This window comes from Aliivibrio logei (genome assembly GCF_001691055.1).
GTDB lineage: Bacteria > Pseudomonadota > Gammaproteobacteria > Enterobacterales > Vibrionaceae > Aliivibrio > Aliivibrio salmonicida.
Genome location: NZ_MAJU01000004.1, coordinates 404406 through 428893, shown reverse-complemented (window position 1 = coordinate 428893; position 24488 = coordinate 404406). Strand labels below are relative to the sequence as shown.

The window sequence follows — 24488 nt, the reverse complement described above, 5'->3', positions numbered from 1 at the left end:
ATTATAGGGCTACATCACACTTCACCATTAACAGTTCAATGATCGTTTAAAAACTATTGATAAAAACGAAATGCCCCGTTATTATAATGAGCATATAATCATACAATAACATATTTGGAGTTCAACATGACTAAACCTGTAATTGGTTTCATCGGCCTAGGTCTTATGGGCGGCAACATGGTAGAAAACCTACAAACACGCGGCTACCACGTAAACGTAATGGATCTTAGCGAAGAAGCGATGGCACGCGTTACAGCTCGTGGTAATGCTACAGCGTTTACTTCTGCAAAAGAATTAGCAGCAGCAAGTGACATCGTTGAGTTTTGTCTTACTACTTCAGCTGTTGTTGAAAAAATTGTTTATGGTGAAGATGGTGTTCTTGCTGGTATCAAAGAAGGTTCAGTATTAATTGACTTCGGTACTTCTATTCCAGCTTCAACTAAAAAAATCGGTGCAGCACTTGCAGAAAAAGGCGCAGGCATGATCGATGCTCCTTTAGGTCGTACACCTGCACACGCTAAAGATGGTCTTTTGAACATCATGGCAGCTGGTGATATGGATACGTTCAATAAAGTTAAACCACTCCTTGAAGAGCAAGGCGAAAACGTATTCCACCTAGGTGCTTTAGGTTCAGGTCACGTGACTAAGCTTGTGAACAACTTCATGGGCATGACTACCGTTGCAACGATGTCTCAAGCGTTTGCTGTTGCTAAGCTTGCTGGTGTTGATGGTCAACAACTGTTTGATATCATGTCAGCAGGTCCATCTAACTCTCCGTTTATGCAGTTCTGTAAGTTCTACGCAGTAGATGGCGAAGAGAAGTTAGGCTTCTCTGTTGCAAACGCAAATAAAGATCTTGGTTATTTCCTTGCGCTTTGTGAAGAGTTAGGTACTGAGTCTCTAATCGCTCAAGGTACAGCTGCAAACCTACAAGCCGCTGTTGATGCTGGCTTAGGTCAAAACGATGTACCAGTTATCTTTGACTACTTCACTAAACTAGAGAAGTAATCACACATAGCCTTACTAGCGTATTCAGGGCAACCAAGTCTTAGAGTGCTTTAGTAGGGCTAATTTTTTATCTGCTTTCTCATTTTTTTCATAAATCTATTCTTCGCGTTAGGCTCGTTAATTAACCTCGATAGCACCTCATTATCTTATCGCTTACTCTTCAAACTTTATCTTTGTCATTATATTGATTTATCGTAGTTATTTTCAATTAAATATATGATTAATATTATTTTTTTAATATTCGGTATATCTAAGATATTGATGTTAAAAAACGGCAGTTTTCTTATTTATAATTGTAAATGTTATCAATATCTAAGTTTTATCCCTATTTTTAAGATCAATCATGATTAACTTCTCACATCTACACCCCCTTAATTTCTATCTTTATATATGTGATAAAATAATACAAATAAAGACGTTAAATAATACTCTTTTCACTGAGGTATAACTCAGTACTCATTACCAATAAAGGATTGAATAATGTTAAAGAAAAATAGGCTAACCGCCGCATTATTGGCTGTTGTGCCAATGGTCACTTTTGCGAATAATGGTGTTGTAGAACCAGTTCCCGCTGATAATTTTGATATGCGTAATTGGAAGATAACCATTCCATCAGACATTAATGAAGATGGAAGAGTTGATGAAATAGAAGGAGTAGCGATGATGAGCTACTCACATAAGGATTTCTTCCATTTAGATAAAGAAGGCAATCTTGTATTTGAGGTTCAAAACCAAGCGATCACAACCAAAAACTCAAAAAATGCACGATCAGAGCTTCGTGAGATGCCACGCGGTGCTGATTTCTCGATTGATACTGCCGATAAGGAAAACCAATGGGCGCTATCAAGTCATCCTAGCGCGAGCGCATACAGTGCAATTGGCGGTACGTTAGAGGCAACGTTAAAAGTAAACCATGTTCCGGTCAACGCTAAGTTTCCTGATAAATACCCTGCATATTCCGTTGTTGTTGGTCAGATCCACGCGAAGAAACACGATGAGCTTATTAAAGCAGGTACTGGCTATGGTTACGGTAACGAGCCATTGAAAATTTTCTATAAGAAGTTCCCAGGACAAGAAATGGGCTCGGTGTTTTGGAACTATGAACGTAATTTAGAGAAGAATGATCCTAATCGTGCAGATATCGCTTACCCTGTTTGGGGGAACACTTGGGATAACTCAGCAGAGCCGGGTAAAGCAGGCATTGCACTAGGTGAAGAGTTCAGCTACCGCGTTGAAGTAAAAGAGACCATGATGTACCTGACTTTTGAAACCGCACGCCATGATAAGGTCACTTATGAAATTGATCTTAGTAAAGGTATCGATAAGCTAGATTCACCGACAGGTTACGCAGAAGATGATTTCTACTTTAAAGCAGGCGCTTATGGTCAATGTAGTGTGAGTGAATCTCATGCAGTTTGGGGTACAGGCTGTGCCGGAACTGGTGATTTTGCAACCGACAAAAAAGCGGGCAACTACAGTAGCGTTACGTTTAGTCAACTTGAGTTGAATAAGTAAGTTAAAGAAAAACTAGACTAATGAAGAAGACCGCTAAGTAATCAGCGGTCTTTTTATGTTAGAGAGACAGAGTAAATAAAGAGTGATTAGTCGTACATGAGCTTACTGGCTTTTTGCAAATCAAATTCTTTTAATGACTTTCTAGCAAGGTGCCTAAATGGGTAGGCCTTAACGATTTCTTCAAAAGGTTGTACGGCGAACGCCCAAAATATAGAACCATCTAAGCCGACAATAATCAGCGTACATAATGGAATCGAGAGAATCCATTGCCCTGTGAAGTTGATTTTAAATACATCGGTTGTCTTTCCTAATGCTCTTAATATATGCCCATGAACGGTGTTGTAGCCACGTGCTATGGGTAAGAAAATATAAAGAGGGGCGATAACGACAAGTGCTTGATAAGTCGAGGCATCTAAATCAGGATAAATGTCATTAATGACTAGACTGAGTCCGGCAAAAAATAAAGCACATATGAATGAAATTCCGACCGCGACATCAATACTGGTATTTACGTTTTTAGTCAGATCATCCATCTTTTTTGATCCAATAGCCTGGCTAATCGTAATAGCGGACGAATGAGCCCATGCGGTGATAAACTGGGTACCGGCACGTATCCACGGCATAACCAACGTAATCGCTACATAGGCATTGATATTGAGTTGAGAGTAGAGAAGTTGATAAATCGTCGCGCCTATCGATAGCATTGTTACGTTTGCAGCCACAGGAAAAATCTCGAGAAAGTGTTTTCGTGTGTTGGTAATGAAGGTTCTTGTTGTTGTATTGAGTTTTATTGAAATATTAGAGTCATAATGTACGCACAGTACGAGATAAAGAAGTCGAATTGAGATCGCAACGATACTGCCTAATGCTGCACCTTCAACCCCTATGCCTTCAAATGATGAAAAGCCGTGAATTAACGCATAAGATAAAATTGCATTAATCGGCAGTTCAATTAAGTAGCCCTTAAAAGGAACGTGAGTTCTTCCTAATCCATTAAATAAAGCAATAATGACTTGGGTGAGCGCCGTAAAGATAACGAGATATTTTGAAATATTAAGATAGCTGCTGATCTGTACATGAAGCGATTCGTTTTTAGTTAGAGCTTGAATTAGAGGCTGTTCAAAGTAAACGAGTAAGAGTAAAAACAATAACGCAACCGTTGTATTTATAGCTAAACCAGCCCAAAACGCTTTAGAGAGTGACGTTGTCATTCCCGACCCAACCGCTCGACTTAGTACCAATTGCGTCCCGTTTGCTAAGGCCATCTGAATACCAAGGATGAACGCGATAATGGTAGTGGCAATCCCCATTGCAGCAAGAGGGATTTCCCCCAAAGGAGACACTAATAGCGTGTCGATCATCAGCATGGATTGCATTAATAAAGCATTGAGGGCTAAGGGCCATGCGAGTGAAAAGTTTTTCCTAGCATACGATTGGGACGACACAATAATACCTTCTAATAATCAGTGTTAAGCCCCAACCATAAGGGGAGTAGAGATCTAAGCGATGGCTAACTCTGGTTGAGCTAGTTTTTGGTTTTCATCATCTAATAATATACGTGAAGAAATTCGCGCTTGATTGGCGTTGCCAGACATTATGGCGTCGTAAATCGCTTTGTGCTCTTCTAAACAGAAGCGGCCGCCTTCAGCTGAGTGATCGATAAATTGTTTGAAAATAGTAGATAAAATATTCCCAAACGGGACATAAAATTGATTCCCCGTTGAGAGAAAGACAGTTTGATGAAACAGATGATCGTTGATAGTCCAATCATCGTAATCGAAGCTGTTGGCAGCGAGTGACATCTTTTGAAACAAGACGGAAAGTGTTTTACGTTGTTCAACGGTGGCGTTAGTTGCGGCTAATGCACATGCTTCAGGTTCAATGGCTTTACGTAGCCCGAGAAATTGTGATAAAAACGGTTTTGTATCTTCTAAGTCTTGTATCCAATCGAGTAGTTGTGGATCTAAGAAGTGCCACTGTGAGCGTGGTTTAATTCGAGTTCCCACTTTAGGTTTCGATTCGATTAACCCTTTAGCGGAAAGTAACTTTGTTGATTCACGAAGTGCAGTTCGGCTCACGCCAAAGACTTTGCATAGTTCCATTTCACTGGGTAATTTTTCATTTTCCTTGATTTCGCCAGACAATATTTTACGAGCAAGTTGTCTAGCAACCTGAACATGAATGCAGCGGCTTGAATCTGCCACTAGTGAAAATATTGACATGGGAATCACCTAAGGTTGAAATATTAAGAATAAGAAAGATTAATTAATAATACAATAACACTTGATGTATTCAAAGAAGATAAAACTAAAAATGGATGACAATAGTGATAAATGGGTAGGTTAAGGTTCATTCTGTGATTTTACGCATGAAAATAGGATTAGATTTTCGATTATTTGTATTAATAAATAAATACCGTGAATACGTCAAAGCCCAGAGTATAAGGGAGTTCACGTTATCATTGCTCTTATTTGGCGCATTATAAATTCAGTGCTATAGTGCTGTTAAATAATACATATTAATGAATTGAAGTGAAAATATGTCAGGTCCTTTTAATGTAATCTCAGGCTCAAAACGCAGTCTACACGTACAAGTTGCCCGTGAAATCGCGCGTGGTATTTTATCTGGTCAGTTACCACAAGGTTCAATTATCCCGGGTGAAATGGCGTTATGTGAACAATTTGGTGTCAGTCGTACGGCATTAAGAGAAGCAGTAAAACTTCTTACATCAAAAGGGTTGTTAGAATCTCGTCCTAAAATTGGAACTCGAGTTGTAGACCGTGCTTATTGGAACTTTCTTGATCCACAATTGATTGAGTGGATGGATGGATTAACAGATGTTGATCAATTTTGTTCTCAATTCTTAGGTCTACGACGAGCGATTGAGCCAGAAGCATGTGCACTAGCCGCGAAATTTGCAACGGCAGAACAACGCATTGAGTTGTCTGAAACGTTTCAAAGAATGGTCGAAGTATCAGAAGCCGACGAATTTGTTCAAGAAGATTGGACGACAATAGATACTCGATTCCATAGTCTAATTTTTAACGCGACCGGCAATGATTTCTATTTGCCTTTCGGTAATATTTTAACAACAATGTTTGTTAACTTTATTGTTCATTCTTCGGAAGAAGGCAGCACGTGTATTAATGAACATCGCCAGATTTATGAAGCAATCATGGCAGGAAACAGCGATAAAGCCCGTCAAGCATCAGCGAATCATTTGCAAGAATCTAAGCACCGTTTGGCATAAAAGACATAAATAGACCATTATTTCTTAAAAAGCATACTTAGGTGTGCTTTTTTTATGTCTGAATAAATTGTGTTGCCGATTATAAGTTATATAATAATACTAATTAAGCTATGGAGAGTATTAGTATGCCCCAATCCCTTTTGCCAAATATCATCCAATTTATTGGTCAAATAGACCCTTTTGACAAAATTCCAAAAGACGCATTGCGAGAATTGGCGTCACATATTCAAATCACTTACTTAAGTAAGGGGGAAGTGGTTGAGATGTGTGAAATTGGGAAAGAAAAATCGCTTTATATCATTCGAACCGGTTCTATGGAGCAGAGAAAATCGGATGGAGTTTTACGAGCCAGATTAGGATCGGAAGATTTGTTTGGTTTTACTTTCCTTAATTCTGATATGGATAACGAGCAAGGGTATAAAGCCACTGCAATAGATAATACGCTGTTGTACATTATTCCTCATTCAGCACTGCAAGTGTTGTTTAAAACTTACCCTGCTTGTGCCGAGCATTTTGCGTCCCAAGCGCAAGTTCGTCTGAAATCGGCACTTGATGTGGTCTGGTCAAACAAAGAGAAAGGGTTGTTTATTCGTAAGGTGGAAGATATTGCGAGTGGTCGAGTTGCGGTCGTTACATCAGATCAAAGTATTCAGCAAGTTGCCCATGAAATGCGGATTGTACATCGAACGCCGTGTGCCGTTATTTATGAAGATGACAAGATCATTGGCTTAATTACGGACAGAGACATGACCAAAAGAGTGATAGCTCATGGTGTGGCGTACGATCGTCCAATACGTGATGTGATGACGCATTCGCCATTAACCATTAAGCCTGATGATTTGGTTCTGCATGCGGCATCGGCAATGATGCAATTTAATATACGTAACTTACCCGTAGTAAAAGACAATAAAGTGGTGGGGCTGTTAACCACCTCTCATCTGGTTCAAAATCACCGTGTTCAGGCTATTTTCTTAATCGAAAAAATAAAATACGCAGGCAGCATAAAATCATTGGCGAGTTTTACGCCTGAGCGCCAAGCGATTTTTGAAGCGTTAGTAGAAGGTAAAGTGTCTCCAGAAATCATTGGTAAAGTAATGACGATGATTATGGATGCATATACTCGTCGAATTATTCAAATAGCGATGGATAAATTAGGCCCTCCGCCGTGTGATTTTTCATGGATCGTTGCAGGTTCTCACGCTCGAAATGAAGTGCATATGTTGTCGGATCAAGACAGTGCGATTGTGCTTGCCGATGATGCGACAGAAAATGACCGAATTTACTTTAAGCATTTAGCGATGATTGTGACGAATGGGCTAGACAGTTGTGATTACCCATTGTGTCCGGGAAAATTCATGGCCGCTACACCAAAATGGTGTCAGCCACTGAATGTATGGAAACACTATTATAAAAAATGGGTCGCGAATCCAGAATACGAGCGATTGTTGAACATCAGTGTATTTTTAGAGATCCGCACTGTTTATGGCAACAGTGAATTTGAATCGATATTAAGGGATGAGCTGCACCGTAACATCCGTAATAATCGTGAATTTTTGAGTACCTTAGTCAGAGATGCCATTAATACGAATCCGCCATTAGGTATCTTCAATAGCTTGGTGTTAGAGAAATCAGGCGAGAACAAGAAAACGCTGAACGTAAAAAAATACGCGATTAATTTGGTCATTGATCTTGCTCGAATTTACGGATTAGCGGTGGAGTGTGATCTGTCTGCTACGGATGAACGTTTTGCAGCGGCGAACGAGAAGGGTATGCTGAGTGATGATGCGTTTAAAAATATTTTAGGGGCGTATGAATTCATTCTTTCTTATCGTTTTAGTCACCAATTAGAAGCGCTCAAAAGAGGTGAAGAACCGAACAATAATATTGATCCAAACAGCTTTGGCAGCTTTGAGAGAAAACATTTAAAAGATGCATTTAGAATTATTGCAGATTTACAAGAAGGCGCAAAAGTACGGTTTGGGAGTCGATAATGAAAGCATTACTGACGTATTTACACCCTTTAGAGCGAATAAAAAGAAAACGAAAAGAGTACATCAATACGGTTAAGTTACCTAAAGTACTGCATGATTTAATTGAGCAGCCTTGCCCTAATATTTCTGATTTAGCAAAAAACAGTGATTACATTGTACTTGATTTAGAAACCACAGGATTAGACAGCGAAGGTGATTTAATTCTATCAATGGGCTGGGTTGATGTGGTGAACAGCAAGATTGATTTAGCCTCTGCTCAACACTTATATCTGACGAATGATTCTCAGATTAAGCCTGAAACGGCAGTGATTAACCATATCACTCCGCAAATGCTTGAACAGGGCGTGTCGATTCATGATGCGATGCTAACATTTTTTGAAGCGGCTAAAGGCAAGGTTATTGTGGCTCATGCTTGTGTGGTAGAAAGTAATTTTATTAATCATTACTTATCTCGCAGTTATGGTTTACGAGAGCTACCTTTACTTTGGTTAGATACCTTGTGCATTGAAAAGAAATTAGAAAATGCGATAAGTCATCATGATGATATTGATTTAACGTTATCAGGTACTCGTAAGCGATATGGATTACCAGAATATAACGCCCACAATGCTTTAGCGGATGCGGTCTCTACCGCAGAGTTATTGTTGGCTCAACAAAAAAGAGTCACGAGAAATGCTAATGTCACCATTGGTGTTATGTATAAATTAAGTCTGTAATTTTATTTTTACACCCAATAAAAAACCAGCATAATCGCTGGTTTTTTATGTAGATTGAACGCTGAAACTAGAAGCTGTAAGTCACACCTACACGGCTTCGTAACTGACGGTCATCAGACGTTGAAGATACCGACACGTTACCAAACTCAACGTATGGACGCCATGCCCAATCGGCTTCTTTATAGCCGATCTTTAAGTTCATATCCCAATTCATGTCTTTATTATTGAAATAGACTTGGTCATCTAAGCCTTTCTCGTAGTTTGCTTCAAACCCAAGTTGCAGATTTTCGTAGTTATACTCTAAGTTACCGGTGACTTTGCTTTTTTGCTCTGAGCTTTCACCGCTCTCATCCGTATAGTCACGGAACTCATGACGATAACGAAGTTTGGCTTTTACACCAGAATCAAAGGCGTATTGAACGCGAACTTGAGGTTTGTACGTTACTTTATCACTGCTAAATGTGATTGGCATACTCGGTTGAATTAACCAATGATCAGTTACTTGAAACTTATATCCGTATTCAAATTCATTATCGGCAGATTCCCATTCAGAAAAGGGTTGGCCTTTTTGTTTTGCTTCGAGGCCAAAATAATGATTACCAGTAGAACCACCAATTTTTATACGACTTGCATAGCTTTCACTGTCATGTTTGTATTCTTGACGAACATCTAATGAGGCAGCGGATAAACTGCCAACAAACAGAGTTGATGCGATTGCTAGGGTTACTTTGCTGTATTTATTCATTATTTTCTTCCACAGTTTAATAATTATTATTGGTTTAAGAGGTTATTTTTGTTTTAGGTAAAGGAGTTCGATATCTCGTTGCGCCCATACTTCGGCTAAGTTTTTCTTCACCGTGAATTGGCTAAAATCGGTGTCTGTCGCAAGGTTTATCCATTCTGGTTTATCCATAGCAACCCCTGCTTTTAGATAAATTGGGGTCATGCGTTCAATGCGGCGACGTTTGTCTTTTTGTGAATAGGGCCATGTTTTATTCAAATCTTGATAAATGGCCATTAATTGAATACCAGTGGTTAATGAACCACCTTTCTTATTGGTGTAGTTCCAAAGATCAACGCCAACTTTGTCGCCAATTTGTGCCATCCCAACAAGAGGATCTAAGCTAAAATAGTGGTAGTGATAAGCTCGTGTTCGCTCTATTTCGTGCGGTTGTGAACCGTCTTTTTCGAATTGTGTATCAACGCGCATCTTGCCTTTCTGAACCATTTGTTTAGCAAGAGCATCGTTACCTAAGAAATAAGAGATCCCTGCCATTTGGTAGTCGTACCATGTGCCGTGGTTATTGACAGAGTAAGCTTCACCTTTCGGTCCACCTGAAAGGTCGTCAACAATCATCCAATCCAAATAATCGGTATACCATTGCGTTATTTTCTGTTCGTCTGTATCTGTCCAACTTGGCGATTTAGACAGCATTGCGAAAGAATCAAGCATACGATCAGCCAGAGTTCGGGTATCAATAATACCGCTGCGACGACCGTCAGCTCGACCTGGTACCCCTTGAGCGAAATTCACATTTGGGTTCATTTTTGTATCTTCATCAATGAACCAAGTTCTTACGTATTCAATGCCTTGCTGTGCATATTTCTCGTCTTCACTGAAATAATACGCAATAGCGAGAGCTCGAACCGAACGAGTGAAATGTCCAATACGTTTTGAGTCTGTTTCATCAGTTTTTGAGGCAGGGTTTGTTTTTCCGTCATGACGTATCCATGGAAGCCCATCAGTTTTACTCTCATCTGGCCACCAATAAGGACTAATACTTAAATAATCATTTTTATCGCCACTTGGTGGAGTCATGCCTTTTGCCGTTACCGTAAAAGGTCCGTCTTTCATTGCTAATTCAGCTTCTTCAATTAGCTTGGAATAGGTGTCTTTCATTGAGTCTGATGCGTTGCCAGAATGGAGTAAAGCTCGGTTTGCTTCTAATGTTGCTTCTTCTAGAAAAACAAAATTAGTCGCAAAAGCCTGTGCTCCAAAAGTGATAGCGCCGATGCAAGCGGCAAGAGGTAAGAGTTTAGGGGCTTTCATGTTATCGCCTTTTATTTTGAGTTAAAATAATACAAATATGGTAGCGATTTTGATTTGGTTGTTCTGTGAATTAGATCCACTTGTCGATATAAACCTTACGTACCCTAAAGTGATTCACATCAACTTTACTTGTTAATTGATTGATATTTATGTTTTTTATTTAACATTTCAACTGTTTTGATTATGTAGAATTGATCAAAAATGTGCTCTGTAACATAAAATTGGAATCTCACATTGTTATTTTATTTGTAATACATTAGTATGTTTTCTCTGGTGTTGATATGACTGTTAGTTATTTTTATTATCCGAATAGGTGTCATTACTCAATGTGAAAAATTTAACGATCTGTCTATTATTAAAATAGTACTGGCACAAGAGTGACGGTGGATGCAAATAAAACAGAGCGGTATAACGATTGAAAGAATGATCTGAAATGAAAAAAATAAGTAAGAAGAGGGGCATAGTGCGAGAATTCAGATGATGTTTTTATTTTTTGATAAATAAAGAAGACATAATTTGTGGGTTGCGATGAATCAAGTAAAAGGTAACCGTATAAATTAAGACGAAGCGAGTAAAGAAAATATGATTAAAGTACTTAGTCCCGTATTTTAATTTTTAAATCTAAAAATTCTAATGATACCTTCTATGCTCTTCCCAGAAGATAGAAGGCGGCAGTTGTTTGCACTGCCTTTACGCTCATGCTGAACAGGCGGTATGAGCGTATTTTTTTGCCTGAAATTTGGTAACTACCGTATTTTTAATAATAAATAATCATACAAAATAGCTGTTTAAACTTAAGGTAAGATATGAATAATATCAACATTTATAATGGACGGTCAATTAACTGCTGGCTATGTTCGATGGATTATAAGGATTTATTTGTGTAATTAGGGTTTTTTTAGGTGTTTTTTGAGAAAGATAGAAGAAATAAAATAATGTGGTGATTTTATGAACTCGATCACTTGTACGATTATATAATTACAAATTTATTAATACCGATCACTATTTTGAGGTATTGTACTACAAATATGATCTATCCTGATTATACTGTTTTGTAACAAAATACATAATTATAAAAAGGGCAAAAGATGGAACTCAATACTCTTATCGTAGGTATCTATTTCTTATTTCTAATCGCAATCGGTTGGATGTTCAGAAAGTTTACAAGTACAACAAGTGATTATTTTCGCGGTGGCGGTAACATGCTTTGGTGGATGGTAGGTGCAACGGCATTTATGACCCAATTTAGTGCATGGACATTTACTGGAGCAGCAGGTAAAGCGTATAACGATGGTTTTGCCGTTGCAGTCATCTTTATTGCTAATGCTTTCGGTTACTTTATGAACTATGCGTACTTTGCACCTAAATTCCGTCAACTTCGTGTTGTAACGGTTATTGAAGCGATTCGTATGCGTTTTGGTGCAACTAATGAGCAAGTATTCACTTGGTCTTCAATGCCTAACAGTGTTGTATCTGCTGGTGTCTGGCTAAATGCATTGGCTATTATCGCGTCGGGTATTTTTGGTTTCGACATGAATATGACGATTTGGGTTACTGGTCTAGTGGTGTTAGCCATGTCGGTAACTGGGGGCTCTTGGGCGGTAATTGCGTCTGATTTTATGCAGATGGTTATCATCATGGCGGTAACTGTAACATGTGCTGTTGTTGCTGTCGTTCAAGCCGGTGGTGTTGGTGAAATTGTAAATAACTTCCCTGTACAAGAAGGCGGTTCGTTCCTTTGGGGTAACAACATCAACTACCTAAGTATCTTTACTATTTGGGCATTTTTCATTTTTGTTAAGCAATTCTCTATTACGAACAACATGCTTAATTCATATCGTTACCTTGCAGCAAAAGATTCAAAGAATGCTAAAAAAGCGGCATTGCTTGCTTGTGTGCTAATGATGGGTGGTGTGTTCATTTGGTTTATGCCTTCTTGGTTCATTGCTGGTCAAGGTGTTGATCTGGCAGCTGCTTACCCAGAAGCCGGTAAAAAAGCGGCAGATTTCGCTTACTTATACTTTGTAGAAAAGTACATGCCAGCTGGTATGGTTGGTCTTTTAGTGGCGGCAATGTTTGCGGCAACCATGTCTTCAATGGATTCAGGTTTAAACCGTAACTCGGGTATTTTCGTTAAAAACTTTTATGAGCCAATTATTCGTAAGGGTCAAGCATCCGAGAAAGAGCTCGTGACGGTATCGAAGATCTCTTCTGCTGTATTTGGTTTTGCTATTATCCTAATCGCACAATTCATCAACTCACTTAAAGGATTAAGCTTGTTTGATACGATGATGTACGTAGGTGCCTTAATTGGTTTCCCAATGACCATTCCTGCTTTCCTTGGCTTTTTTATTAAGAAAACACCGGATTGGGCTGGTTGGGGGACGCTTGTTGTTGGTGGTTTCGTTTCTTATGTGGTTGGTTTTATTATCACCCCAGAGATGGTATCAACGGCCTTTGGTCTGCAAGATATAACAAGCCGTGAATGGTCTGATGTTAAGGTAGCAATTGGCCTAATTGCGCATATCACACTAACTGGTGGCTTCTTTATGCTATCAACATTGTTCTATAAACCGCTAACAGAAAAGCGTCAAGCAGATGTAGACAAGTTCTTTGGTAACTTATCGACTCCACTTGTCGCCGAGTCAGTAGAGCAAAAGATATTGGATAACAAACAGCGTCAAATGTTGGGTAAATTAATTGCAGTTGCTGGTGTGGGTATCATGCTTATGGCATTACTGACTAATCCGATGTGGGGACGTTTAGTCTTTATCTTATGTGGCGTGATTGTCGGTGGCGTGGGGGTTTTATTAGTTAAAGCAGTTGATGACAAAGTAGAACAACAAGTGATTACAGAATAACCTTTCTTTTTAATCAAATGTAAATACAAAAGCCAATCGTGCAGTATGTGCGCTTGGCTTTTTATTGTCCATTGTTCAGGCTTGGTATGACTCATCTTGTTGTCTGAGTGGCAATTAAGCCGTTAAAGATTAATATCTCAATCCTTATAATTTCCGGGCTTATTTGTCCTACAAAATAATTTATTTTCTACTGTCTCTGCTGTTTTCTCTTCGCTTGCAAGCGATAAACTCTCCTTCTATTGTATTTTATCCCTATTTTTATCTTTTATTGGTGTGTTTTATTTTTACTTTCCTTTCAGTTTCTTATGGTTTTTTTGCCGTAATCTACTCCTTTTTTTAATTTTGTCATTACGCTTGTTTATGATTTTGTGAATCGCATCACTTGGCTGATTATATAAATATTAAATTAGCAATTCCTATCACCATTTTGAATTATTGTAGTACAAATGTTTTTATTGGTAATTATAATCAGTGTCAATAAAAACATAATTACAAAAAGGTCAAAAAGATGGAACTTAATACTCTTATCGTAGGTGTCTATTTCTTATTCTTAATAGCAATAGGTTGGATGTTCAGAAAATTTACAAGTACAACAAGTGATTACTTCCGCGGGGGCGGCAACATGCTGTGGTGGATGGTTGGTGCAACGGCGTTTATGACGCAATTCAGCGCTTGGACATTTACCGGAGCGGCAGGTAAAGCGTTTACTGATGGTTTTGCGGTAGCAATTATTTTTATTGCTAACGCCTTCGGTTACTTGATGAATTACTTATACTTTGCGCCTAAGTTCCGTCAACTTCGTGTTGTTACGGTTATAGAAGCGATTCGTATGCGTTTTGGTAAAGTAAACGAGCAAGTGTTTACTTGGTCTGGGATGCCAAACAGCCTGATCTCGGCAGGAATATGGTTGAATGGACTTGCTATTATTGCTTCTGGAATTTTTGGTTTCGATATGACAACAACAATTATCCTAACAGGGTTGGTTGTATTGGTTATGTCAGTAACTGGGGGGTCATGGGCTGTAATCGCCTCTGATTTTATGCAGATGGTTATTATCATGGCAGTCACAGTAACTTGTGCGGTAGTCGCTGTTTATCACGGTGGCGGTGTAACTAATATTGTTCATAACTTTCCAACGGATTCGTTTATTACTGGTGGTAACTTAAATTATCTGAGTATCTTTGGTATTTGGGCGGTATTCATTTTCTTGAAGCAGTTTAGTATCAACAATAACATGTTGAATTCGTACCGTTATCTTGCAGCTAAAGACTCTAATAATGCTCGTAAAGCGGCGTTACTTGCTTGTATATTAATGTCTATTGGACCCGTTATTTGGTTCATGCCTAGTTGGTTTATTGCCGGTCAGGGCGTTGACCTTGCTGCACAGTATCCGGAGGCTGGAAGTAAAGCGGCTGATTTTGCTTACCTTTACTTTGTTGAGAAATACATGCCTGTTGGTATGGTTGGGTTACTTATTGCAGCGATGTTTGCGGCAACGATGTCATCAATGGATTCAGGTCTTAATCGTAACTCTGGCATTTTTGTTAAGAACTTTTATGAAATCATTCTTAGACCTCAAGCGTCTGAGAAGGAGTTGGTATTAGTTTCAAAAATATCATCAACTGTATTTGGCTTAGTGATTATTCTAGTTGCGTTATTTATTAACTCATTAAAAGAGCTAAGTTTGTTTGATACGATGATGTATGTAGGTGCATTGATTGGTTTCCCTATGACCATTCCTGCTTTCCTTGGCTTCTTTATCCGCAAAACGCCTGATTGGGCTGGTTGGGGAACATTAGTCGTTGGTGCTTTTGTATCGTACTTTGTTGGTTTTGTTATTACCGCAGATATGATACAGAATTGGTTTGGATTAAACGAATTGACTAGCCGTGAGTGGGCGGATCTTAAAGTGGCAATCGGTCTTATTGCTCATATGATATTTACTGGTGGGTTCTTCTTACTATCAACACTGTTCTATAAGCCGTTAGCGGCTCATCGCGAAAAAGACGTAGATAAGTTCTTTGAAAACCTAGCTACACCATTGGTTTCAGAGAGTGCAGAGCAGAAAATATTAGATAATAAACAACGTCGCATGCTTGGTTCATTAATCGCAGTCGCTGGTGTGGGGGTGATGGCTATGTTTACATTACCAAACCCACTATGGGGCCGTATGGTATTTGTATTCTGTGGTTTAATTGTCTTCTCTGTTGGCTTACTGCTTGTGAAAGCGGTGGACGATAAGATTGAAGAACCAGTCACAACAACGGTTAATTAGTGACATAAAATAAAAAAGGCCAACCGTCATTTTTAGCCGGTTGGCCTTTTATTTTTATTAAGAATAAAAAGCCTCGTGATTTTAGAGAGATAAACCACAAGGCATAAAGGGGAGAAGTCTACAATGAATAAAAGAAGTAAATTTGTGATTTCATTCGAATAATAATGCCTCGAATAACATCTAAGAAAGCCATAAATCCAACGGGCTTCTCTCCAGAGATCCACGCTAAGCCAACCGATCCAACAGGAATATCATAACCTTCGCCTTCTTCAAGTTTCAAACGAACAAAATGGTGCTTGTTATTGACGTTTAATCCTGTGGTTTGACGAACATTGGTTTCTCTACCTAACAGGTTTGCTTGTGCTTCTCCTGTCGCTTCGACAATACCTTCTACTTCCGCGATGAATACTTTACCAGGGTAAACCGCACTTGAAAATTCAGCAGGGCGACCCACTTTGACATTACGAATAGCTTGGTGGTTAACTCGCATCAATACATATTTTTCATTTGTGTACATTTGCATACGAGGCACAGTGCCGACATATTGACCTTCACGAAGAATGAAGTTGGTCACATAGCCATCAGCAGGCGCGTAGATCTTCGTATTGTCTAAATTCCATTGTGCTTGAGTGACGTTTTCTTTCGCATTAGCCAATTCACTTTCTTTGGCTTTTACACCGAATTTTGCATTGTCTAAATCCAAAATCGCTTTTTCGTTTGCTAATTTTGCTTTGTCTAATTGAGCAACGGCACTGGCAACATCGATTTCACCGATAGAAACTAACGTGCCTTGTTCATCTAATGCGCTTTGTGTAATCGTATTTTTTACTTTACGATTTTGGTCTACGTAGCGTTTTAGCGTGATTTGTTTGTATTTTAAATCTTGTTTTTTAGATTCGATTTGTTTTTGACTTACGACAATGTCACTCTCAGATGCTGAAATTGCTTGGTGTGCGAGTTTTACATTTTGTTTGGCGACATCAAGACCGACTTCACTCGCTTCTTGTGACACATTCGCCTTATTAAGCGCAATTTGATAAAGCTCGTCATCCAGTTCATACACCAATTGGCCTTTCTTTACTTCTTGATTTGGTTTGATATAAATGGTTTTGACTGCGCCTTTAATCTGGGTACTTGCCGGTCGTAATTGAATGTGAGGAGATTGGACGACGGAACCACCAGATAAATCCATTGGTGTATAGTTTAATAAACCAGCCCATACAAATAACAACCATGAGCCGCCACCAATATAAGCAAAACTTTGAGTAAATTTATTCCAAGGCATACCTATCATTCGAAGCAAATAAATAAACAGTGCCCATACGGCTAATCCCTCAAGCATTATGGCTCTCCTCTTGAGTGGATTGAGTCTCGGCATTTTTAGTCACAGCTGTTGTTGGTTGACGCCAAATATCTCGGATTTTGATTAAGGCTTTTTCTGCATCAACAAACGCACAAATTACGGCTAATACCCAGACCCAATGCCAGACAAAACCTATCCAGGTGAGAGCGGTAATTAACCCTATTTGTTGATGTTGTTTACTGTGTGCTTTATTAATTGGTAATTCATGAAGTTTCCAGAAACCATAAGCGAGAGCGATGATGCTTCCTAGCATGACGACGCTTGCAATAACATGTAGCCCCAGATCCTGACCTGATCCAACAAAAGGCATACTGACTAAACTCATAAATGACTAACCTCAAATAATAATGAACGCACAGCATGTGTTTTATTATGTGAAGACACGATGGTTTGTGTTTGTTTATATCAATAATTGATTATAAATGATGTATTAAAATTTTTATTGAACTTAACCGTTAAAGGTTTTCTTTGCGGTAATGCTGAGGAGTGACTCCATAGAGTCGTTTAAACGCGACTGAAAATGAAGCAACATTTTTATAACCAACCCGTTGTGATATTTCTTCCATGCTAAGTGGCGAGGTCATTAATGTAATGGCTTCATCGCATACGCTGTGCTGAACAACATTGGTAAACGAAATGCTTTGCTCTTGTAATCGACGTTGTAGAGTGAGTGGTTTCATACCGACTTTATCGGCAACGAACTCAAGTGTTGGGTAACCAAAGAAAAGAGCGTATTTTGTGAGCTCAAAAACCACTTTTATAAGGTCTTGAGGTTGAGGAATAAGCATATAACTCATTGCTTGTTCTACCGTAAAGGCTTTTACTTGCGGTGTTGGTAGTGTGAAACGTCGTGGACAAGTAATGTCTTTTACTGGAAACCAAACTTGAGTATTTGGGCTGTTCCATGTGATAGGGCAATTAAAAATGGCTTCAATTTCACCGTGTTTTCCTATTGGGGTTCCTGCTAGATGAATAGCAATAGGTTGGTAATCGTCTCCATGAAACAGTTTGAGTAAACGTAAGAAAGAGCCTGCCGCCAAAATGCTTTCATGGATGCGAGCTTGAGGGAGAAGAGTCGGTGTTAATATTCGCCATTTAACGATCGAACCGCTCAACAGCATGTTTACTTGAACTCCCGATTGCAGTGCATTATGAATGGTGTTCATGCGTTTTATTGCCATACCTAAATTGGTTGAGCTTGCTAATAATTGCACAAAAGGACCAAACTGTTTCAGGCTGTTTGACTGAGTTAATTTAGCGGTGTAGGCCGGATCTTGAGTTAAATTTTCTATCTTACACAGTAAGGTTTCAAGATCTCGAAGTGGCATTAATTTCAGTTCGTAGTTAAATAAACTCGGTGGCATATTAAAATCAGTGACGGCTAAGCCATAATGCTTCATCGCGTGGTCAATCAGCATTTTTGCTGTATGCACTCGAACGAGGTAAATTGCGTTTTGTTTTGCCATAACTGTCTTATTTCTCGAACAAATAAAGAGGATTATAAAGAAGGATTAAGCTTGAAACTAGAGGGGATTGGAGTTGATGAATGATCAAAGACTGATTTAGAAGGGGATTCTCTTTTTTTACTATGAAAAAAGCCTATTTAATCAAAAATAGGCCTAATATTTAGGGCTCATCTTGGGCTAGTTGAGTAGTTATTAAAAATTAATTAATACCCTAAATTCTTGGAGTAAATGAATTAACAAGCAAGCCATTCATTTACTGTTTGTCCTGCAATGACATTATTGGTTTGTTTCAGCAAGGCTAAAAGGTAATTTTCTCTTTTTATATCAATGATATTGTGGATGGTTTTATCCATGTGTTTCTCGCCAAAATGCTTACGTTCTTCTCGGATCTGTGAGCGATCTCGGTAGCTTAAATTATAGACTTCACAAGACAATAAATTGAGCGCTTCGTTTTTAATAAAACCCCTTGCCTGAAGTAACGTAATTATTTTTCTATCTAAGAATGTCAGTTTGCTTGATTTCATGGTTAACCCTTTTATCAGCTAAACACATCCATATGAATAATTAATGTTATCTTGCGTTTATTTCTTAATGGTGAATGTATAACAAATGGATTGGTGATGAATGGGCATCTTAATATTAATCAAGGGTAAGAATGCCGTGTGAGATGAGAAATTATGGGTAGGTAAGTGAGGGATAAATGGAATAGATCATAGACATTAAAGGAAGAGAGTAGCAAAATGTAGACAACATTGAGGCAGATAAATTATTTATTTTTCAGTATATTAAGGGGTTACCGTGTTTAAAGGAAAGTGGAATGACGATATTCAAGGTACAGCGTTGCATCCTGTTATTATTGAAATTATTCAATACGTGAAAGCGAAGACGGCAGAGAAGGTTGAAACAGGTAATTATCCATTGCCTTATGATGAATCTGTGTATTTTATTGTGAATGATAAAACAGAGCTGAAAGAAAATCGTCGATCAGAAATCCACCATAAGTACCTTGATGTGCAGTTGATATTGGAAGGATCTGAAACCTTTGGCTACAGCGAACATCCATTATTGTCGATTGAAGATGACTTCTTAAAAGAGAAAGATATTGCTTTTAGTAATGATGTGAAAGATGAGCAATTTGTAACGTTAGAGGCGGGAGAGTTTATTATCTTTAACCCTAAACAACCACATCGCCCATTAGTCGCGGTTGACGATAAGCCAGCGGCAGTGAAGAAGCTGATCATTAAAGTAAATAGCGCGTTATTGGTGTAGTTAATAACATTAAAAAAACATCAATAAAAAAGCCCATGTCTCCACTGAAAAAGTGCTGAGAGCATGGGCTTTTTTAATGGTTTACTTTGTTGGGTATTCAGACCATGTTGTGCCATCAAGAGACACGTAAGGTTTGTTGTTGTATTCCATTACTGTTGTGCCAGAGTTCTGTGCCACCATTTTTGTTTTTGGTAGCCCCTGAGTTAAGGCTTTTGGATCAAACGTTGTCTTGCTGTAAATATCCTGCTCTAAAATTCGACTCACCAATGTTGATACGGCGAGATAACTCGATGCGGCATTAATGTGAACCGTCTCTCCTGTGCGAGTAATGTTCTCGCCAAAGATCTTCATTCCTACTGGTGTGTGAACAATCGTTGATGATGGAATTTCACGCATACCCGCTATTTGCATTTTATCACCACGCATCCCTGCGCCATGTTCTGGTACAAGCATAACAACTACATTTCGTTTTGAGGCTTTAAGTGTTTGGAAGAAACCGTATAAATCATCAAGTAGGTTTTTCAATCGAAGTTTGTAGCTCACTAATCCAACTTTGCCACTTGCCTTAATAATACGATTGCCATCATGCAATGAAATGGTGTTATAAAGCGCGACAGTCGATCCACCTTCTGCGTTTTCTCGTTCTCCTAACCAGCGATTAAGGACATCTTTGTCTCGGTATATTGGTGAGCCATCGAACGCGGATTGATATTGAACTAATCCTGCTTGTGACATTAATGGGGCTTTTAAATCGCCATCTTCTTCAAGCAACCCTAAGAAGTCATCAAATTTACCATCGTGGTTTAACAATAGGTTTTCTTGGTAACCTAGTTTTGCAAGATCATCAAATAAGAAACATTGCTTAGAGGATGGCGGAGAAAATAGCTCTTGGTGTGTTTCTTGTCCACAACTGGCTCTCAATAAACGAATAACGGCAGGGCCACTGTAAGAGGTTGCAGCACTGAAATTATCAAACATCACATCAAACTCTTTAAACAAAGGGTGATTCTCTAATCCGGCAATTTCAATGTCATCCCAAGCGACAGAACAAATACTTAAGAAAAGAAGATCAAACTTAGCGGAGGGTGCAGTGGTTGGAAACGTCACTTTACGTTGTGCTTCATTTTTAAAGAACCGCTCTTTGGCTTGGTTTAATACGGCGTCATTCACAGGACCACTTTCATCGTTGTTGGATAGCGAAGGTGTCGTTACTTGTGTAATGACCGGTTGCTGGGCGGCAAGGGGGATTTCTTGTTGATCAGCAAAAAAATGTTGAGGCAGACTCATATAAATTAGAGCAAGAACCACAAAGACAGAGATGCGGAACACTTGATTTAAAAAGTAGTACGCAAAGAGTAATACAAAGAAACCAAGTAATGCCTGTGTAGAGATAAAACGACCTGATAACTCGATAAGATAGCTAAGGTTAAACTGCAATAGCTGCCCCATCTGGCTCCATAAGCGGTCTAAAGGGGGGAGAAAAGAGTCAAAGTGCAGTAACCATAATCCAGCAGGAATCGCGATGCATTGGCGCATTACCTTTAGTGCTTTAGGGGTTAATGGAATAAGTAAAAAGGCAACGAGTGCGAAGTTCTCTAGCGGGTGAAAGCTGATAATGTCTTGTGAAAACAAGCCTATCTTAATGATGAAATAAATATTCCACCAGCCAAGGCCATAAAGAGGGTGTTGAGATGCGTTTGTTTTCATTTATCTGAACTTCCATTATCTTCAAAGTGATATTTAACTAAGTGTTTTGGCTTTCGGATGTACGTGGTATATAAGCGCCATACTGCTGTCGCGATATCTCGTAAAAAATAGCCAATAAGTAAACCAGAAAGACCGCTGAACAGAGCGGTGAGTATAAAGTCTTCAATATTCATCGTGTTAAAACTCCAACGGTTTATGCTGCGCAAGAATAAGTTGTGCTGATGAAGCCGACGAGGTGTAAGGGGCGTTATCGGTGGGAGTTAACTCATCATCAATACTGACGCGGTGTTCAAGTATATTCGGCAATTCATGCTCCACTCTTCCTGATGTGGTAAAACTGGTTTGGCTTGAGAAAATATCTCGAATTGGCAATGTAAAAATATTATGCAATGCGATAGGGAGATCACTCATGCGCACCCCTTGCAAGAAAAGATAAATGGCATCGTGGCATAAGGTCATTACATCTCCCTCTCTTTGTATGTTGCACATGCTCAAATAAGAGTGAGGTTTAATATTGGGAAGGATCTCTAATTTAATCAATGCAAATTCAGTTTGAGCCACATCGAAGTGCTTAAGAAGCTCTCTGGTATAGTTTATAAAAGCGTCATTGTTAATGTAGCCTTTTATTTCTGTGGTTTGAAAACTGAAATTAAGCAGCTCTTCTGTGGTACTTGGAAGTGGGCGAGTCAATACTTGGCCGCGTAAGATCTCAATGGAGCTAAGCATGCTTGAGAATCGAGTCCCAAAGTGAACAATAAGGTTGATGCCAGATTGAAGTAAGTACATCTCATCGGAATAGCGTAAGCAGGAATGCATTTCTCTTACGATAATTTTTATATTTTGGCCAAAGCGTTTACGTAACAGATAGATCCTGACACCTAACTGGCGAACTTCGTCTTGTTTTGAGCAGCTAAATACGATGGTTGCTCGAGACACGCCACTTAAGTGTCGATCCAACTCTTCATTTGTTGGAGAACATATCATGGTGTCGGCTATTTTTTGATTGTTCTCAATGGCTGTTTTTGAAATATAAATGGCACTCTCATCATCTATATTAAGAAGTGTTGTTGGGTGATCTGTATTTATTTTTGACTGTACAACGAGTGAATTTTCATCACTGAGGGTAAGGTAAGTTTCACTCTCGCTTTTCATTCCGGAGTCCAATCCCCAATAATAAACGTGATACAAATAGGTGTTTTTATCTATGTTTTGTAAGGTTGAATAACCGACACATAAATCAGGGCGTTGACTGAGTAGTTTTTTTATTAAATGAATGTCTCGGCCATATATTAATAAATTGATAGTGAGTTTTTTGTCTATAGCGAATTGTTTCAGTTGTTCAAAAAACACAACGTCCTTATGTTTCAAATTTGTTGCCAACATGCTATCAGGAATAATGATTATTACTGATGTGTTCTTTTTTATATGTAATTCTTTTATATCGTTATATACATGATTCAGTGAATTAGAGCTTTTATTCTTATTGAAAAATATGTTTTTACAATCTGTATTTAAATTATGTTTAAAAGTGAATACGTCAGACTCTTTCAATGAGCTAGTGAATGAATTGAGTGAGGATGCACATATAAACGTATGAGTATTTTCTTTTTTTATTAACGTTGATACATGATTTAAGATAGGAGCCCTAGTGCTAAATGTAGTTGTATAGACACTTGATTTTAGTTTTTTATCTTTATTTTCAAGTGGATAGTTGTTTGTTATCATGATTTCTCACTCAGATTACAATCGTAGTATAATATACTGTTAAGATAATTTTATAACAAAATAAATACAATATTGTACTAATATAATGTCATATCTTGTGTTGAGAAAATTAGTTTATATTCTTTTTTTTAATATGTATTTAATCTTAAATTTATAAGTCTATCTATTTATATTCAAATCTCATATACGAGACGTTTAGTGAGTATTATATTCGTACGTTAATGTAATAGAATTAATTGTTCGTTAAATGCTATTACATCACTAATCAAGGATACTACTTTATGGCTAAGCCCTTTAGTCAGGATATAACGGTTTTATTTTCAGCCTTTGATACAAAAGAGCGTTCATACAATGAGTTAAGTGAAGAAGAACGTTATAGAGAAATAAAAAAATCATGGAATGCATTAGAGTTACTGTCCAAGAGTCATATTGGAAAAAATAATAAAACTCAAAACAATAAAAATTATTTAACCCCAGATTTTAATGATAATTCTATTAATAATGAAGTGTCAGCGTAATGAAAAGAATAATTATCACGGGTCTACGTGGTGGTGTTGGTGCAACAACCGTCGCGGCAAATTTAATTCAATCGTTAGTGGCACTTGAGCAACGTGCTCATGTCATTGATATGCGTCCTGAAAATTTAATGCGTCTGCATTTTGCGTTAGATTTATCGACCACTGATGGATGGGCGAAGAGATGGCTTTCTGGAGAGTCATGGAAAAATGCGGCTTATATAAGTCGTGGTGAACTGCCTTTTGTTCCTTATGGGGCATTAACGGTGGATGAAATTGATAGCGTGACACAAAAATTGGCTGAGTTACCTCATGGCTTGCTTGATGTTTTTCCGAGTCAACCAGAGGTTGCGGATGAATGGCAATTGATTTTATTGCCAAGTGTTAATGAGCTTCACCATCGCTATACCGCGTTGCTTGATAGTGCCGATATGGTGCTGTGTGTGATTAATGCCGATATTCAAAATTATACTTACTCTCAGCAAAGTGCTTTTTTCCAATGCTTCAATCAACGTCATCACCCTTACTTCTTAATTAATGGTTATCAGCCGCTTAGTGAGAACAGTGTTGATCTTTCTTTGGTATTTAAACAAGAACTTGCTGAGCAGTGTTTACCCATGTTATTGCATCACGATACGTCCATTCCTGATGCCTGTTCACAATTAAGTAATGTGATTGAGTATGCGCCACACAGTCAGATATCTCAGGGATTTAATGAACTTGCGTTTTGGCTTCTAACTCATTTTTCCGCGAAAACCATGGAAGGTATATAACACT

General features: G+C 38.5%; 21 protein-coding genes. 10 read left to right on the top strand and 11 right to left on the bottom strand.

The window, feature by feature from the left end; all coding sequences use genetic code 11:
* The first annotated feature begins 126 nt into the window (after positions 1-126).
* Both A6E04_RS02150 and A6E04_RS02145 read left to right on the top strand, forming a co-directional pair.
* Complete coding sequence (locus A6E04_RS02150) at positions 127-1008, top strand: NAD(P)-dependent oxidoreductase (RefSeq protein ID WP_017019721.1); 882 nt, start codon at positions 127-129, stop codon at positions 1006-1008.
* Between the two features lie 480 nt (positions 1009-1488).
* Positions 1489-2523 carry a polysaccharide lyase family 7 protein gene (locus A6E04_RS02145; RefSeq protein WP_065609672.1) on the top strand — a complete coding sequence of 345 codons (1035 nt, stop codon included), beginning with the start codon at positions 1489-1491 and terminating at the stop codon, positions 2521-2523.
* 86 nt (positions 2524-2609) lie between these two features.
* Here the strand turns inward: A6E04_RS02145 and A6E04_RS02140 are convergent, their stop codons facing one another.
* Positions 2610-3899 (bottom strand): MATE family efflux transporter, encoded by a 1290-nt coding sequence (locus A6E04_RS02140; protein WP_065609670.1) that lies wholly within the window; start codon positions 3897-3899, stop codon positions 2610-2612.
* A 123-nt stretch (positions 3900-4022) separates the two neighbouring features.
* Positions 4023-4745 (bottom strand): FadR/GntR family transcriptional regulator, encoded by a 723-nt coding sequence (locus A6E04_RS02135; protein WP_065609668.1) that lies wholly within the window; start codon positions 4743-4745, stop codon positions 4023-4025.
* A gap of 317 nt (positions 4746-5062) precedes the next feature.
* Here A6E04_RS02135 and A6E04_RS02130 point away from each other — a divergent pair, with 317 nt between their 5' ends.
* From A6E04_RS02130 to A6E04_RS02120, 3 genes are all read left to right on the top strand, one after another.
* Positions 5063-5773, top strand: a complete 711-nt coding sequence (locus A6E04_RS02130) for a FadR/GntR family transcriptional regulator (RefSeq protein WP_017021998.1) — start codon at positions 5063-5065, stop codon at positions 5771-5773.
* A gap of 125 nt (positions 5774-5898) precedes the next feature.
* Positions 5899-7764: a DUF294 nucleotidyltransferase-like domain-containing protein gene (locus A6E04_RS02125; RefSeq protein ID WP_065609666.1), complete on the top strand. Its 1866-nt coding sequence runs from the start codon at positions 5899-5901 to the stop codon at positions 7762-7764.
* Complete coding sequence (locus A6E04_RS02120) at positions 7764-8480, top strand: 3'-5' exonuclease (RefSeq protein WP_065609664.1); 717 nt, start codon at positions 7764-7766, stop codon at positions 8478-8480. The genes A6E04_RS02125 and A6E04_RS02120 overlap by 1 nt, the downstream gene beginning before the upstream one ends.
* Before the next feature lie 67 nt (positions 8481-8547).
* Here A6E04_RS02120 and A6E04_RS02115 read toward each other — a convergent pair whose 3' ends face one another.
* Together A6E04_RS02115 and A6E04_RS02110 are read right to left on the bottom strand one after the other, a co-directional pair.
* A complete protein-coding gene (locus A6E04_RS02115; RefSeq protein WP_017021995.1) occupies positions 8548-9225 on the bottom strand; it encodes an oligogalacturonate-specific porin KdgM family protein in 678 nt (225 codons plus the stop codon).
* Positions 9226-9267: 42 nt separating this feature from the next.
* Positions 9268-10530, bottom strand: a complete 1263-nt coding sequence (locus A6E04_RS02110; protein ID WP_065609662.1) for an alginate lyase family protein — start codon at positions 10528-10530, stop codon at positions 9268-9270.
* A 1088-nt stretch (positions 10531-11618) separates the two neighbouring features.
* On the opposite strand from A6E04_RS02110, the gene A6E04_RS02105 reads away from it, so the two are divergent.
* Both A6E04_RS02105 and A6E04_RS02100 read left to right on the top strand, forming a co-directional pair.
* Complete coding sequence (locus A6E04_RS02105) at positions 11619-13391, top strand: sodium:solute symporter family transporter (RefSeq protein ID WP_017021993.1); 1773 nt, start codon at positions 11619-11621, stop codon at positions 13389-13391.
* 508 nt (positions 13392-13899) lie between these two features.
* Entirely contained in the window at positions 13900-15666 is a 1767-nt protein-coding gene (locus A6E04_RS02100) for a sodium:solute symporter family transporter (RefSeq protein WP_017021992.1), read from the top strand.
* 118 nt (positions 15667-15784) lie between these two features.
* Here A6E04_RS02100 and A6E04_RS02095 read toward each other — a convergent pair whose 3' ends face one another.
* The 4 genes from A6E04_RS02095 to A6E04_RS02080 form a co-directional block, all read right to left on the bottom strand.
* Positions 15785-17008 carry an HlyD family secretion protein gene (locus A6E04_RS02095; protein WP_065609660.1) on the bottom strand — a complete coding sequence of 408 codons (1224 nt, stop codon included), beginning with the start codon at positions 17006-17008 and terminating at the stop codon, positions 15785-15787.
* Positions 17001-17354, bottom strand: a complete 354-nt coding sequence (locus tag A6E04_RS02090; protein ID WP_065609657.1) for an MFS transporter — start codon at positions 17352-17354, stop codon at positions 17001-17003. Before A6E04_RS02090 ends, A6E04_RS02095 begins: the two co-directional genes overlap by 8 nt.
* A 130-nt stretch (positions 17355-17484) precedes the next feature.
* On the bottom strand, positions 17485-18495 hold the full coding sequence (locus A6E04_RS02085; RefSeq protein WP_017021989.1) for an AraC family transcriptional regulator: 1011 nt from the start codon (positions 18493-18495) through the stop codon (positions 17485-17487).
* 233 nt (positions 18496-18728) lie between these two features.
* Positions 18729-19019: a hypothetical protein gene (locus A6E04_RS02080; RefSeq protein ID WP_065609655.1), complete on the bottom strand. Its 291-nt coding sequence runs from the start codon at positions 19017-19019 to the stop codon at positions 18729-18731.
* Between the two features lie 274 nt (positions 19020-19293).
* On the opposite strand from A6E04_RS02080, the gene A6E04_RS02075 reads away from it, so the two are divergent.
* A complete protein-coding gene (locus A6E04_RS02075; RefSeq protein ID WP_065609654.1) occupies positions 19294-19764 on the top strand; it encodes a NanQ anomerase/TabA/YiaL family protein in 471 nt (156 codons plus the stop codon).
* 81 nt (positions 19765-19845) lie between these two features.
* Here A6E04_RS02075 and bcsG read toward each other — a convergent pair whose 3' ends face one another.
* The 3 genes from bcsG to bcsE are packed head-to-tail and all read right to left on the bottom strand — an operon-like array spanning position 19846 to position 23196.
* On the bottom strand, positions 19846-21471 hold the full coding sequence (bcsG, locus tag A6E04_RS02070) for a cellulose biosynthesis protein BcsG (protein ID WP_065609652.1): 1626 nt from the start codon (positions 21469-21471) through the stop codon (positions 19846-19848).
* Complete coding sequence (locus A6E04_RS21070) at positions 21468-21644, bottom strand: hypothetical protein (RefSeq protein WP_012552190.1); 177 nt, start codon at positions 21642-21644, stop codon at positions 21468-21470. Before A6E04_RS21070 ends, bcsG begins: the two co-directional genes overlap by 4 nt.
* Positions 21645-21648: 4 nt before the next feature.
* Positions 21649-23196 carry a cellulose biosynthesis protein BcsE gene (bcsE, locus tag A6E04_RS02065; RefSeq protein WP_065609650.1) on the bottom strand — a complete coding sequence of 516 codons (1548 nt, stop codon included), beginning with the start codon at positions 23194-23196 and terminating at the stop codon, positions 21649-21651.
* Between the two features lie 281 nt (positions 23197-23477).
* Between bcsE and A6E04_RS02060 the strand changes: the two genes are divergently transcribed.
* Both A6E04_RS02060 and bcsQ read left to right on the top strand, forming a co-directional pair.
* On the top strand, positions 23478-23714 hold the full coding sequence (locus A6E04_RS02060) for a hypothetical protein (protein WP_065609648.1): 237 nt from the start codon (positions 23478-23480) through the stop codon (positions 23712-23714).
* Positions 23714-24484, top strand: coding sequence for a cellulose biosynthesis protein BcsQ (bcsQ, locus tag A6E04_RS02055; RefSeq protein ID WP_065609646.1), 771 nt, complete (start codon positions 23714-23716; stop codon positions 24482-24484). The genes A6E04_RS02060 and bcsQ overlap by 1 nt, the downstream gene beginning before the upstream one ends.
* Positions 24485-24488 lie beyond the last annotated feature (4 nt).

Coding starts and splice junctions, on each gene's coding strand:
- A6E04_RS02140 (WP_065609670.1), bottom strand. CDS start 3,899: ATGCAATCCATGCTGATGATCGACACGCTATTAGTGTCTCCTTTGGGG.
- A6E04_RS02060 (WP_065609648.1), top strand. CDS start 23,478: ATGGCTAAGCCCTTTAGTCAGGATATAACGGTTTTATTTTCAGCCTTT.
- A6E04_RS02080 (WP_065609655.1), bottom strand. CDS start 19,019: ATGAAATCAAGCAAACTGACATTCTTAGATAGAAAAATAATTACGTTA.
- A6E04_RS02150 (WP_017019721.1), top strand. CDS start 127: ATGACTAAACCTGTAATTGGTTTCATCGGCCTAGGTCTTATGGGCGGC.
- A6E04_RS02145 (WP_065609672.1), top strand. CDS start 1,489: ATGTTAAAGAAAAATAGGCTAACCGCCGCATTATTGGCTGTTGTGCCA.
- A6E04_RS21070 (WP_012552190.1), bottom strand. CDS start 21,644: ATGAATATTGAAGACTTTATACTCACCGCTCTGTTCAGCGGTCTTTCT.
- A6E04_RS02120 (WP_065609664.1), top strand. CDS start 7,764: ATGAAAGCATTACTGACGTATTTACACCCTTTAGAGCGAATAAAAAGA.
- A6E04_RS02115 (WP_017021995.1), bottom strand. CDS start 9,225: ATGAATAAATACAGCAAAGTAACCCTAGCAATCGCATCAACTCTGTTT.
- bcsG (WP_065609652.1), bottom strand. CDS start 21,471: ATGAAAACAAACGCATCTCAACACCCTCTTTATGGCCTTGGCTGGTGG.
- A6E04_RS02100 (WP_017021992.1), top strand. CDS start 13,900: ATGGAACTTAATACTCTTATCGTAGGTGTCTATTTCTTATTCTTAATA.
- A6E04_RS02125 (WP_065609666.1), top strand. CDS start 5,899: ATGCCCCAATCCCTTTTGCCAAATATCATCCAATTTATTGGTCAAATA.
- A6E04_RS02135 (WP_065609668.1), bottom strand. CDS start 4,745: ATGTCAATATTTTCACTAGTGGCAGATTCAAGCCGCTGCATTCATGTT.
- A6E04_RS02095 (WP_065609660.1), bottom strand. CDS start 17,008: ATGCTTGAGGGATTAGCCGTATGGGCACTGTTTATTTATTTGCTTCGA.
- A6E04_RS02110 (WP_065609662.1), bottom strand. CDS start 10,530: ATGAAAGCCCCTAAACTCTTACCTCTTGCCGCTTGCATCGGCGCTATC.
- bcsE (WP_065609650.1), bottom strand. CDS start 23,196: ATGATAACAAACAACTATCCACTTGAAAATAAAGATAAAAAACTAAAA.
- bcsQ (WP_065609646.1), top strand. CDS start 23,714: ATGAAAAGAATAATTATCACGGGTCTACGTGGTGGTGTTGGTGCAACA.
- A6E04_RS02105 (WP_017021993.1), top strand. CDS start 11,619: ATGGAACTCAATACTCTTATCGTAGGTATCTATTTCTTATTTCTAATC.
- A6E04_RS02090 (WP_065609657.1), bottom strand. CDS start 17,354: ATGAGTTTAGTCAGTATGCCTTTTGTTGGATCAGGTCAGGATCTGGGG.
- A6E04_RS02085 (WP_017021989.1), bottom strand. CDS start 18,495: ATGGCAAAACAAAACGCAATTTACCTCGTTCGAGTGCATACAGCAAAA.
- A6E04_RS02130 (WP_017021998.1), top strand. CDS start 5,063: ATGTCAGGTCCTTTTAATGTAATCTCAGGCTCAAAACGCAGTCTACAC.